The 12,513-nt window shown below is 36.5% G+C and carries 11 protein-coding genes; 9 read left to right on the top strand and 2 right to left on the bottom strand.

Features of this window, described 5'->3' with window-relative positions:
- Nucleotide 1 precedes the first annotated feature (1 nt).
- The 7 genes from MHB48_RS17390 to MHB48_RS17360 all read left to right on the top strand — a co-directional run bounded on the left by MHB48_RS17390 (nt 2) and on the right by MHB48_RS17360 (nt 8,722).
- Nucleotides 2–1,429: a DUF1116 domain-containing protein gene (locus MHB48_RS17390; protein WP_342599144.1), complete on the top strand. Its 1,428-nt coding sequence runs from the start codon at nt 2–4 to the stop codon at nt 1,427–1,429.
- 256 nt (nt 1,430–1,685) lie between these two features.
- A complete protein-coding gene (locus MHB48_RS17385) occupies nt 1,686–2,849 on the top strand; it encodes an ankyrin repeat domain-containing protein (protein ID WP_342599143.1) in 1,164 nt (387 codons plus the stop codon).
- Nucleotides 2,850–2,876: 27 nt separating this feature from the next.
- On the top strand, nt 2,877–3,827 hold the full coding sequence (gene arcC, locus MHB48_RS17380) for a carbamate kinase (RefSeq protein WP_340923657.1): 951 nt from the start codon (nt 2,877–2,879) through the stop codon (nt 3,825–3,827).
- Nucleotides 3,828–4,148: 321 nt separating this feature from the next.
- Nucleotides 4,149–5,597: a cytosine permease gene (locus MHB48_RS17375; RefSeq protein ID WP_342599142.1), complete on the top strand. Its 1,449-nt coding sequence runs from the start codon at nt 4,149–4,151 to the stop codon at nt 5,595–5,597.
- Nucleotides 5,598–5,626: 29 nt separating this feature from the next.
- Nucleotides 5,627–6,082: a nucleoside deaminase gene (locus MHB48_RS17370; RefSeq protein ID WP_342599141.1), complete on the top strand. Its 456-nt coding sequence runs from the start codon at nt 5,627–5,629 to the stop codon at nt 6,080–6,082.
- Between the two features lie 354 nt (nt 6,083–6,436).
- Complete coding sequence (locus MHB48_RS17365; protein WP_342599140.1) at nt 6,437–7,969, top strand: xanthine permease; 1,533 nt, start codon at nt 6,437–6,439, stop codon at nt 7,967–7,969.
- A gap of 234 nt (nt 7,970–8,203) precedes the next feature.
- Nucleotides 8,204–8,722 carry a GNAT family N-acetyltransferase gene (locus tag MHB48_RS17360; protein ID WP_342599139.1) on the top strand — a complete coding sequence of 173 codons (519 nt, stop codon included), beginning with the start codon at nt 8,204–8,206 and terminating at the stop codon, nt 8,720–8,722.
- An 83-nt stretch (nt 8,723–8,805) separates the two neighbouring features.
- Here MHB48_RS17360 and MHB48_RS17355 read toward each other — a convergent pair whose 3' ends face one another.
- Entirely contained in the window at nt 8,806–9,681 is an 876-nt protein-coding gene (locus MHB48_RS17355; protein WP_342599138.1) for an alpha/beta hydrolase, read from the bottom strand.
- A 234-nt stretch (nt 9,682–9,915) separates the two neighbouring features.
- Between MHB48_RS17355 and MHB48_RS17350 the strand changes: the two genes are divergently transcribed.
- The gene (locus MHB48_RS17350) at nt 9,916–11,151 is read left to right on the top strand and encodes a M20 family metallo-hydrolase (RefSeq protein WP_342599137.1); all 1,236 of its coding nucleotides are present in this window, start codon (nt 9,916–9,918) and stop codon (nt 11,149–11,151) included.
- Nucleotides 11,152–11,238: 87 nt separating this feature from the next.
- Here the strand turns inward: MHB48_RS17350 and MHB48_RS17345 are convergent, their stop codons facing one another.
- Nucleotides 11,239–11,442, bottom strand: a complete 204-nt coding sequence (locus tag MHB48_RS17345) for a twin-arginine translocase TatA/TatE family subunit (RefSeq protein WP_342599136.1) — start codon at nt 11,440–11,442, stop codon at nt 11,239–11,241.
- A 401-nt stretch (nt 11,443–11,843) separates the two neighbouring features.
- Here MHB48_RS17345 and MHB48_RS17340 point away from each other — a divergent pair, with 401 nt between their 5' ends.
- Nucleotides 11,844–12,428, top strand: a complete 585-nt coding sequence (locus tag MHB48_RS17340; RefSeq protein WP_342599135.1) for a hypothetical protein — start codon at nt 11,844–11,846, stop codon at nt 12,426–12,428.
- Nucleotides 12,429–12,513: the final 85 nt, after the last annotated feature.

Here is a 12,513-nt window from a genome sequence, read left to right as displayed (position 1 = left end):
CATGAGTAAAATAAACGAATTATTTAATGAAAAATTAAATGTAATTAACGTGGGAATTGAATCTTTTAAAGATGATATGTTAAAGCAAAATGCAGTAGTAACGCACTTAGAGTGGACACCACCAGGTAGAGGAAATCCAGAAATTATTGCTGCACTTGATAAATTAGAGAATCCTAATGTTGTGGAAAAAATTGAGGCAGCTAACAAGCTTGCAGTAGAGCGAATTGTTAATTCACAGCCTGTGTTAATTGGTTTTGACCAAGCGATTAACGTAGTTCCTGGTATGACGAAAAAGACCATTCTACATGCAGGCCCTCCGATTACTTGGGATAAAATGAACGGCCCAATGAAAGGTGCAGTAACGGGAGCACTTGTATTTGAAGGTTTAGCTAAAGATATAGAAGAAGCAACTGAACTTGCAGCTTCAGGAGAAATTACTTTCTCTCCTTGTCATGAACACAACTGTGTAGGTTCAATGGCTGGTGTCACGTCTGCATCGATGTTTATGCACATTGTAGAAAACAAAACATACGGGAACATTGCGTATACAAATTTAAGTGAGCAACTATCTAAAATTCTTCGTATGGGTGCGAATGATGAAAGTGTTATCACTCGTCTAAATTGGATGCGAGATGTATTAGGACCAATGTTAAGAGATGCAATGAAGTTAAATCCAAATGGAATTGACTTACGCTTAATGCTTGCACAAGCACTTCATATGGGCGATGAGTGTCACAACCGAAATGTTGCAGGTACAACTTTACTTATTCAGGCTCTAACACCTTATCTTATTCAAACAGATTACACGACTGAGCAGAAAAAAGAAGTGTTTGATTTTGTAGCAAGCAGTGATTATTTCTCTGGTCCAACATGGATGGCTCTAAGTAAATGTGCGCTTGATGCTGCACATGGCATTGAGAACAGTACAATCGTGACAACGATGGCTCGTAATGGTGTAGAATTCGGAATTCGAGTAAGTGGAGTGTCTGGAAATACATGGTTTACTGGACCAGCTCAAAAAGTAATTGGACCAATGTTTGCTGGTTATAAACCAGAAGACTCAGGCCTTGATATTGGTGACAGTGCAATTACAGAGACTTATGGTATCGGTGGATTTGCAATGGCAACAGCTCCTGCAATCGTTGCGCTTGTTGGTGGAACAGTAGATGATGCGATTAACTTCTCAACTAAAATGAAGGAAATTACTACAACGGAGAATCCAAATGTGACGATCCCATTATTAGATTTCATGGGTATTCCAACTGGAATCGATGTTCAAAAAGTAATTCAAACTGGAATTATGCCAATTATTAATACTGCGATTGCACATAAAGATGCGGGAATTGGAATGATTGGTGCAGGTATTACTAATCCACCAGTAGAAGCATTCGAAAAAGCAATTCTAGCTTTAAGTGAAAAAATCCAATAGTAGACAACTCTAAATTCGAAGGTATCGCCTCAGGCTGTCTTGCAAACGCTTGGCAGTCGAGGCGCACCAGTACGTTATAGGTTCGCAACCTACGGACGCCGCAACGTGCGGCACCGGTTGCCTGACTCACATCCTGTGAGCCCGTGAATAGAACTTAAATTCATAGCTTACTACGAAGTATAAGCAACGCTTTTCTGCGACGAGCTAAGAAGAATGAAAGCGTTTGTCAACAGTCTGACTAAAGGAGAGATAAATTGTGGATAACCATTCCTTGGATATGGAACTATTGAAAGCGAGTGAATTAGGAGATCTTGTTACGATCGAAAAGCTATTACGCGATGGTGCAAGTGTTGACTTCAAAGATGAACTTGGACGTACTGCTCTAATGGTAGCTACTCAAAAAAATCAACAAGCAGCTGCCAAGCTCTTAATTGAAGCTGGAAGTGACGTGAATACGAGAGATATTACACAACTAACTCCATTTATTTGCTCCGCAGCAAATGGATTTTCTGAAATTTTGCGTCTGATGATTAACGGTGGTGCTGATTTACCTAGTGTGAATCGATTTGGAGGAACGGCTTTATTACCTTCGAGCGAAAAAGGGTATTTAAAAACCGTACAAATCTGTCTAGATGCAGGAGTTCCAGTGAACCATGTGAACAATCTAGGTTGGTCCGCGCTTCTGGAATCCGTTATTTTGGGGAACGGTGGCCGCTTATATTCGGATATTATTCAAACACTTGTTGAGGCAGGTGCAGATGTACATTTAGTGGATAGAGATGGCAAGTCCTCTCTTCAACATGCGATAGAGCTCAATCAACACGAAGTAGTTTCTATTCTGGAAAAGGAATGGAAAGAAAATAATGTATACATCGAAAAAGCAAAGGCACTTGCTAAAATGGATAAATTCGAGGATGCAATCTCGGAAATGGATAAAGCGTTAGAAGCAGACAATCAAAATACGGATTTCCTTTATTACAAAGGTTATTTCCTACAAGAGTTAAAACAGTATCAAGAAGCACTTGAACAATACAACAAAGCATTATCGATAAATCCGGATGATTTAGACTTTTATTTCTACACAGCTAATTGTTTGAGATTGTGGAAAAAACCGGAGGAAGCACTGGCAGAATACGATAAGGCGTGTGACCAGGAGCCGAATGAAACATTCTATCGTTACCATAAATCAAATTTCTTAAGAGAGCTTGGGCGTCATGTAGAAGCAGTTATCGAAATGGATAAACTTTTAACACTTCAACCAAATAGATATGATTTCTCCTTCCATAAAGCAAACAGTTTAAGATCACTAGGTAAGCACGAAGAAGCTATTGAAGCTATTGAAAATGCTATTAAAAATGATCCAACAAATCCTTTATATCATGCGCACAAAGAACAATCGATTGAATTACTAAGTAAGTAAGGTAATTCATCACTAGGAGGAACACACGTGGGTGAAGTAACAATTGTTGCCATAGGAGGCAATGCATTAGTAAAAGAAAATGGTCGAGATTCAATTCAAGATCAATTTGAAGCGGTACAAGAAACAGTTGGCCATATTGCTGATATGGTGGAAGCTGGATTTAAAGTAGTAGTGACACATGGTAATGGACCTCAAGTAGGATTCGGATTAAGAAGATCTGAAATTGCAAATGAAGTAGCGGGTATGCCAGCAATACCACTTGTTAACTGTGTAGCAGATACACAAGGTGGTATAGGGTACCAAATTCAACAAGCAATGACAAACGAATTTGCCAAAAGAGGACTTAACAAAAAAGTTGCCACCATTATTACGCAAGTTGAAGTAAGCTCAGAAGATCCAAATTTCAAAAATCCAACCAAACCAGTAGGATCATTCTTTACATTTGAACAATCCGAAAAAATGAAGGAAGAACACCCTGACTGGATTTTCATCGAAGATTCGGGTCGTGGATATAGAAGAGTTGTACCATCACCAAAGCCAATAAATATCGTAGAAAAAGATGCTATCAAACAATTAATTGATTCTGATTTTGTCGTTATTGCTGTAGGTGGCGGAGGAATACCGGTTGTTAAATTAGACAACAACACGTACGAAGGAATCGATGCTGTAATTGATAAAGATTTTGCTACAAGTCTTTTAGCGGAGCAAATTGAAGCGGAGACATTAATTATTACAACTGGTGTTTCAAGGGTATGTATTAATTTTGGTAAACCGAACCAACAAGCATTAGAGAAAATTTCAATCGAAGAAACAAAACAGTTTATGGAAGAAAACCATTTCCCTGCTGGAAGTATGCTGCCAAAAATTGAAGCTAGCTTAAGTTTCCTAGAGAAAAAAGGGAAAAGAGTTATCATTACAAATCCAGAAAGCTTAAAAGAAGCTATTAACGAAAACGCAGGCACTCATATTATTAAATGATCGTTAGAAAACGATAAGTTATTTTGGTGAATATTCCATTAAACTTAGGAGTACTTCACCTAATAACTAATCAAATGTTCAAATGGAATAGAAGAAAGTGTTGTTGTAGACAAATTTCTTACACTGTAAATAAAGATTGCATGAATCATTGTATAAAAAGCCTAACGATATCGTCTAATTTTGGTTCATTAATACAGTGTTTAATTAGCGAATTCTGTTAAATTTACAGTATAGGAAGTTGGTTAATAAGCTAGATGAAAACGCTATCAAATATGGATCCTAGTTTTAATTTAAATTAGGAAGACAAGGAGGCACTAACTTATGCAACAAGAAAAACTAGAACAAGCCTATGACAAATATCAATCCTATGGTTATGCAGAAGATTTATTACCTAAGAAACCAAATCAAAGAGATTGGGGGATGTCCAATTATGTAACTCTTTGGATGGGTGCTGTACATAATATAATGTCTTACATGACAGTGGCCGGATTCTTCCTGTTAGGACTTAATACCAAGCAGGTCCTATTAGCTGTTATGTTATCAGCAGTGATCGTTTCAACGTTTTATGTATTAAATGGTTACTCAGCATCTAAATACGGATTACCGTTTGCAATGTTGTTGAGGGATTCCTTTGGAGTGAAGGGATCTATTATTCCTGCATTATGTCGCGGTCTAATTGCGGGTATAGTATTTTTTGGAACAACAACCGTTGTAGGTGCAGAATCATTGAATGTTATTTTCGCAAGATTTTTCCCTAACTTTATGACTCTAGGTGGAGACTTTAACCTTCTAGGTTTAACTTTACCTACGATGATTTCCTATGCAATTCTGTGGATTGTTACAGTTCTTCTATTTTTAGGTGGTACGAGTTTCCTTGGTAAATTTGGTAACTGGTCTTCACCTGTAGTTTATGTATTTATAATTGGTGCAGCAGTTTGGGCAATCAATATAGCAGGTGGATTTGGTCCTATTATGAATTACGTACCACAAAATCCAAATGCAAGCATATTCGTTTTCATCGCGTGTGTTAGTGCATTAGTATCAAACTGGGCAGGACCTGTTGTTAATATGTCCGATTTCACTCATCGTGCTAAAACACCAAAAGATATGATTATTGGATTACCACTAGGTTTCATCTTATCGTATGTTCTATTTGCGATTACTTGTGTGGCTTTAATTGCAGGTACTGAAATTGCTTTCGGTGAGCCAATTTTTAATATCGTTCATGCACTTGATAAAATGGATAGCACATTTGCAGTTGTCATATTAATTTTAGCTCTTAATGTAGGAGCAATTGCTTTCGTTGTATATGCTAATTTACTTCCATCAGGTTTACAAATGTCCGCACTTTTCCCAAAAGTATTTACTGTTAAATCAGCAGGTATCTTAACTGCGATCGTTGGAACTTTAATTTTACCTTGGAAGCTTGTAGAAAGTGCTAATACGCTATTTTTCTTCTATAGCTTTATCGGATCAATCTTTGGTCCAATTGCCGGAATTATGCTTTCAAGTTTCTTCATACATCGTAAGAGAGTGTTAAATCTGGATAACATTTATGTACCAGAAGGAAGTAATGGAGAATATAAAAATGGATATAATCCAGTAGCAATGATTGTTTTAGGGGTTAGTTTTATTCTTCCAATGTCAGGTGCTTTTCTTAAAGGTGTACCATTGTTAGTAAAAATGAATGATTTTGCGTTCTTCAGTGGTTTAATCGTTTCCTTTATCTTGTATACAATTTTCAGTAAAACATTGAAACAAAGTAAATAATTTTAAGTGAGAATTAGGAGGGTATTAAGATGGATTATATGAAAATGGCAGTAGACGCAACAATTGAAGGTATGGATAAAAAACATGGCGGTCCTTTTGGAGCAACAATCGTTCGCGACGGGGAAGTTATTGCAGCGGTTTCTAATACAATGATGAAAGATACAGATCCTTCTGCACATGCAGAAATGGTAGCAATCCGTGTAGCTTGTGAGAAATTAGAAACAATGGATTTATCAGATTGCGTTATTTATGCAACATGTGAGCCATGTCCAATGTGTATGGGAGCAATTATTTGGTCAGGTGTGAAGGAAGTTCACTATTGCAGCACTAGAGATGATGCAGCTGAAAACGGCTTTTCAGACATGCATCTACGCGATTATCTAGCAGGTAGAGATGATAGTGTAGTTAATATGATTAAAGTGGAAGACAGAGAAGACTGCGATTATTTATGGGAGCATTTTCATAAATTAAACGAAGAGAATTAAATATTTCTCTAGCTCTACTAAAATATTTCTATTGAAAAAATCCGGCGCTATTTTTCTAGTGCTGGATTTTTTGCGTTTAGTTCTCTATGCAATAACCATATAAAATAAACCAACTTTTTTCAAAAAAATTATTGTATAACTTGACTAAAAGAAAAACCTATTTTTGGTCTTGGTAAACAGTGACTAGGGTGTACTAACTCTTTATAATTCTAATTGTAAGCGCTTACAGGTTAATTGTGGGAATTATAAAGAGCGGTAAAGATTATACTAATGATTTATTTGTATTTACGTTAATTTTTACCTCATAGCCATTCCCATAAATGATTAGAATCATAAAAATAAGGGGGAGACAAGTTGGCTGAAACATTGAAGTACTGGAAGAAAGGTGACTGGGCTGCTTATTTTGGGTTGCTCGCTAACAATTTAACGAACCTATTAACAATGGTCTCATTATTACTATTTGTAGTTGGTTTTCCACCAGAAATTATTTATGGAAGGATTGTTCCAGGTTTTGGTCTTGGTATCTTTTTAGCAAGCTGTAGTTATTTTATTTTTGGACGTATGCTTATGAAAGAGACAGGAAGAACGGATGTAACGGCATTGCCGTCAGGTCCTAGTGCTCCTTCTATATTTACCGTTACTTTTCTTGTAATACTTCCTGTATTTAAGACAACGAACGATGCGGATTTTGCTTTTTCTATAGCGCTAGTTTGGTGTTTGTTTGAAGCATTCATTTTAATCGTAGGTGCATTTCTTGGGGACACTCTAAGAAGGATTATTCCAAGAACAGTTCTATTATCATGTTTATCTGGTCTTGGATTATTATTACTAGCGATGAACCCAATGCTTCAATCATTTGAAACTCCTGTTGTAGCTTTTGTCGTCCTTATTATTATTTTTCTTAATTGGTTTGGTAAATCACCCATATTCGCAAGAATTCCGACAGGATTTTTATTGTTAGCAGCTGGAACTATTTTAGCTTGGTCCTTCGGATTACAGAGCCCTGAGGCAATTACTGCTGCATTACAAACACTAGGATTTAATCCTCCTGAAGTGCATGTTAGCAGTCTGATTTCGGGAATTCCACATGCACTACCTTACTTAGCATCAGCTGTACCATTAGGACTTGCAAATTATATTTTTGACTTAGAGAATATTGAAAGTGCACATGCTGCAGGAGATCCATATAAAACTCGCCGTGTCATGTTAGCGAATGGTATTTCTTCCAGCATTGGTGCTTTTGCAGGTAACCCATATCCAGTAACTGTTTATATTGGGCATGCTGGTTGGAAATCAATGGGTGCAGGTCTAGGATACACGCTAGCAACTGGTACATCCATGTTAATCATTTCACTCTTTGGAATTGGTGCCTTATTATTAGCAGTAATCCCTGTTGTCGCTATCGTACCAATTCTGGTATATGTAGGGGTTGTAACTGCCAATCAAGTAGTTCGAGAGACTCCAAAAATAGAAGTCCCTGTTATATTTATTTGTTTATTCCCATGGATTGCAAACTGGGCATTATCGCTTGCTAATAATGTTTTAAGTGCTGCAGGGACAACGGGTCAAGCTGTTGGTGCGCAAGTTCTTGCGGCTAAAGGAGTATATTACAATGGGTTAGTTCACTTAGGTAGTGGTGCCCCAATAAGTAGTTTAATGTGGGGATGTTTAGCTATCTTTTCTATCAAAAATCAACCGATTCGTGCCGCTATTGCAGCTGTAATTGCGTCTATCCTTTCCTTGTTTGGAATTATTCATGCAAGTACGGTAGGATTTGCACAACCAGCATCCATGCAATTTGTTTATGCGTATCTGATGGTAGCGACATTATTTATAATAAAGTATTTGATGGATCGCAATAAGCCACAAGAGAATGCTGCAGTGTAGTAGCTAATTAAAGGCTCTGTTAAACGACCATGTTGTTACCTGCCGAAAATCCGCGCGTTTTTCGCGGACGAACCGCCAAGCCTACTACCGGGCAACAGGATTTGTAAAAAATATTGTCACAAAGGACCCTATTTTAATAAGAAGGATATTGTTGAATAAAAGTCGAATTATTAAATCTATATTACAATTTTGGGGTTTATGGTTGCGATTTTTGAATGAAATAGGGGAATGGAAATGCAAAATGGCTTAGAGTCTTTGTTAATCGGTTATGAAGTGTCTGTAGCAACTAGTAAAGAAGCAAACCAAATACTAGATCTTTTAAAAGATGTTGCAAAATGGTTAAAAGAAAAGGGAATCGATCAATGGGGATTCCTAGCAGGCGGAGGGGAAGATGATGAAATTAGACAAGGAATAAATAATAAAGAGACTTTTATTGTTAAAAGAAATGGAGAGATTGTGGCTACCTTTACACTGTATCAGACACAAAGTCAGTGGGACCAACATATCTGGGGAAATTTAAAGGATGATGCTGTATACCTTCATAGATTGGCCCTAACCCATTCTAAAATAGGTTCCGGCTTAGGAAAAGATGTTTTACAATGGCTGGAAACTTATCTTAAAAATGAAGGGAAAAATACGTTAAGATTAGATTGCTTAGGGAATAACTTTAAACTAAATAAATTTTATCTTATTAATGGTTTTGAAAAAGTAGGTACTAGTGATGGACATACTATCTTTCAGAAGCGATTTTAAAAACAATAGCCTAATTTAACTTAGTCAATTATAAAAAAACCTTTGTCCATCCTCAATATGTGGAAGGCAAAGGTTTTTACGTATTAATCAGCTAAGTGAACTTGCAGGAAATCTAAAACCTCTTGAAGCGCATTTTGTACGACTGGATGATGGAAATCCTTTTCAAATACATGTTCCCCATTTGGAATCGTAATTAACTTCGTTTGAATGCCTTCTTTTATTAAAGCAGCTCTCATGAAAACAGATTGTAAATAAGGTACGTCTACGTCATTTGTTCCATGTAATAGTAATGTTGGTGGATAGTCATTCGTAACGTTATGGATGGGACTATATTTAATAAGTGAATCCTTTTGAATGGATGGGTTAGTTCCTGTAATTTCTTGAATCCACTCACCAGTCTGTCTAGCATATAAATATAGAAGAAATCGTTCTTCTACAGATGCATTTGTTATAACATCGTCGGTAATGATACTATTTGCCACTTCTTTTGAGACTATGTCTTTTTGGCAATAGTAACTATTTGGGCTAGTTGCCCATTCCGCACTAATATCTCCATAACCATAAAAAGAGACGATAGCACGTGGTTTATTTTTGAAAGTTCCTGTACTTAGAGCAAGAAAAGCCCCTGCGGAACTTCCTATTACGGCAATCTTTTTTGGATCAATAGAAAACTGCTTAGATCCTTCCGATTCTATCCATTGAAGGGCATCTTGAACATCCTCCAAAATAGCTGGTAGTTTTGTTTCAGGAGCTAGTCTATAATCAATAGAAAACACTCCATATCCATTTTTTGTATATAATTGAATCATTTCTTCACTTAGTTCTTCTTTTGTTCCCCAAAGTAGGCCGCCTCCATGAATGTAAACAACAACTGGGGCACTAAGCTGGCTAGTACCATAATAATCAGCTTCTAATGTAAAACGTTCATCTTTTTTATAAATGACTGTTTCTCTCATCATTATTCTTCACTTCCAATCGCTAATATAACGAAATAAAGTATAGCACTAAAGGATACGTCCTTCATTGTATACCGTGCACAATAAATCATCACACATCTTGGTTTCCTTCCACAATGACAGTCTAGTTGAAACTGTATAAAATGAACATATATAGGCAAGTCGTTTCATTTTGAAATTTTCGCTCTTACGGAGTTTTAAATAGATGTATGGAGTAATAGGACAGGGGGTACTTATATGGATAGTAAGAAAAGGTACGAGTTACTATTTAACAACATTAACCAATATAACTCCGGTGATAAAGGGATTACAAGAATTGCATACACAAACGAAGAGCAGACTTGTACGCATGCATTTATGCGTATGTGTATGGCAGAGCATTTAGATATTAGAATGGATCAATGTGGAAACGTTATTGCAAGAAGAAAAGGAAAAATGGATGAACTTCCACCTGTTGTTATGGGATCTCATCTTGATACCGTATATCAAGGTGGAAAATACGACGGGGTAGTTGGTGTCACTGCAGCGTTGGAAGTCATTAGACGTTTAAATGAAAAAGGTATTGAAACGGATCATCCCATTGAAATTATTTCATTTGCGTGTGAAGAATCTGCTCGTTTTGGTGTATCAACAGTAGGCAGTAAAGCAATGGCTGGCCAATTTGATCCGAGTAGATACAGAAACTTAGAAGACAAAGATGGAATTACGATGGAAAAAGCATTTGCACTATGTGCATTAGATATTAATAGCGTAGACCAAGCAAGTAGAGTGAACGAACAGTTTAAAGCATTTTTTGAATTGCATATTGAACAAGGTCCTGTATTGATCAATAACGATAAGAAAATTGGTATTGTTACAGGAATTGCAGCTCCCGTAAGGCTTCACGTAAAGATAATGGGGAAAGCATCTCATTCTGGCACAACACCTATGAATATGAGAAAAGACGCCCTTCTTGGTGCATCAGAAATTTCGTTAGCCCTTGAAAAAGCGGCAAAACGGGAAGAAGAATTTGGAACGGTTGCTACTATTGGAGTTTTAAATGTTCATAATGGTGCTATGAACGTTGTACCTGGAAACGTTGAAATTAAAATTGACATCCGATCAACTTCTCTACAATCACGACAACGAGTGCATAACCACTTAAACGAAACTATTACCTTAATCAAGCAAAACAGACAGTTGGATATAGAGAGTATAGAAATTAGTTCAGAAGAGCCAGTTCTTCTATCAGAAGAAATAAATGAAGTGCTAATAAATATTTGTGCACAAAAAAATATCTCTAATCAAATTATGCAAAGTGGGGCAGGGCATGACGCAATGAATATGGCCAAGTTATGTCCAGTAGGTTTAATCTTTATCCCATCGATAGATGGACTTAGTCATCACCCAAATGAGTACACTCCGCTAGAGGATGTAATGTTGGGGATAGATATACTAGAAGAAGCAATTTTACAATATTCCATCCATAATTAGAAAAATGCCGTAGTAAGGGAAACAGTCTAAAATTTTCAAATAAAAAAGAGCCAACTATTTTTTAGGATAGTTGGCTCTTTCTATATATTATTTCTTTTCAAGTTCTATTTCTTTAGCTTCTGATTTAACTTCCTCTTTGTCTTCATCATTTATAATATCTCGTGTAGAGGTTTTAAATTCTTTCAAGGTTTGTCCAACTGCTCTACCTAATTGAGGAAGCTTTGAAGGACCAAAAATAACTAAAGCAATTATTAATACGAGTATTAAACCCGGCATCCCTATATTTGGCATGGAATTTCCTCCATTTCTTTTTTGAATCATTACAAATATAACATACTTCGTTAGAAAACGAGAAGGACGAACATTGCGCTTTCCCAAAAAAATAGATAGAAGTTTTCTCCAAATATTAATGGATAAGTCTATACTTGCACTTAATAATGCAAAAGCGAAAGCGACGAGGAGACTGAAGCCATGCCCGCTGAAAGCGTCCGTCTGGAACGGAAATCAATACATTGGAAAAGGGACCATCTCTCAGTCGCTAAATGACTTTAGGGACAGCCCCTTTTTTAGTTTCCTACGTCTCTGGACCTACTTACTTTCCTTCTAAAGCCCGTTTGGAAAAATTTGCTTTTGAGAGATGATTAGAAAAGCAGATAAGGGGGCAAAATGCTTCTTATGAACGAGGTGAGGGAATGGAAAAAACTGTTTATATTGTGTTGAGTAATACGGGAACATTGTTTTCTAAAGCGATAGGTTTGTATACGAGAAAAGACATGAATCATGCATCCATCGCTTTCGATGAAGAATTGAATGAGATGTATAGTTTTGGTAGGAAGAATAAACATAATCCTTTTAATGGGGGATTCATTAGGGAAGAACCTACAAATGGACTTTTCAGAAGTGCAACATGTGCTATTTACAAATGTGAAGTAACATTTCAAGAATATAATCGAATGCGTAATAAGGTTCGTCGTATGGAACAGTATAAAGAATTATTTAAATATAATTTAATCGGATTATTTGGGGTAGCTATGAATCTTAAAATTGAGAGAGAGCATGCTTTTTTCTGTTCGCAATTTGTTGCAACGATGATGAATGAATGCCAATCCGCTCAGTTACAAATCGCACCTTGCTTAGTGCAACCACATCATTTTGAACAACATTCTTCGTTAACCCTTTCATATAAAGGAAACTTACAAACATATGTATATGATAAAAGAGGGATAGAAGAGACAGTCCAAAAGAATACTACGAAACGTATTGCATTTCAAATGTAGCGAAGTGCTTTTTGTTACAGTATATCACTATTAATTATCGCTTAATTATGTCATATTTATAATTGAAGTATTATATTGAATTTTG

The sequence above is a fragment of the Psychrobacillus sp. FSL H8-0483 genome (assembly GCF_038637725.1).
Taxonomy (GTDB): Bacteria; Bacillota; Bacilli; order Bacillales_A; family Planococcaceae; genus Psychrobacillus.
This window is presented reverse-complemented; position numbering and strand designations above follow the sequence as displayed.

Bases quoted from the DNA above. Each gene is read 5' to 3' on its own strand.
- MHB48_RS17340 (WP_342599135.1), top strand. From the start codon at position 11,844: ATGGAAAAAACTGTTTATATTGTGTTGAGTAATACGGGAACATTGTTT.
- MHB48_RS17355 (WP_342599138.1), bottom strand. From the start codon at position 9,681: ATGATGAGAGAAACAGTCATTTATAAAAAAGATGAACGTTTTACATTA.
- MHB48_RS17345 (WP_342599136.1), bottom strand. From the start codon at position 11,442: ATGCCAAATATAGGGATGCCGGGTTTAATACTCGTATTAATAATTGCT.
- MHB48_RS17360 (WP_342599139.1), top strand. From the start codon at position 8,204: ATGCAAAATGGCTTAGAGTCTTTGTTAATCGGTTATGAAGTGTCTGTA.
- MHB48_RS17370 (WP_342599141.1), top strand. From the start codon at position 5,627: ATGGATTATATGAAAATGGCAGTAGACGCAACAATTGAAGGTATGGAT.
- MHB48_RS17390 (WP_342599144.1), top strand. From the start codon at position 2: ATGAGTAAAATAAACGAATTATTTAATGAAAAATTAAATGTAATTAAC.
- MHB48_RS17350 (WP_342599137.1), top strand. From the start codon at position 9,916: ATGGATAGTAAGAAAAGGTACGAGTTACTATTTAACAACATTAACCAA.
- MHB48_RS17375 (WP_342599142.1), top strand. From the start codon at position 4,149: ATGCAACAAGAAAAACTAGAACAAGCCTATGACAAATATCAATCCTAT.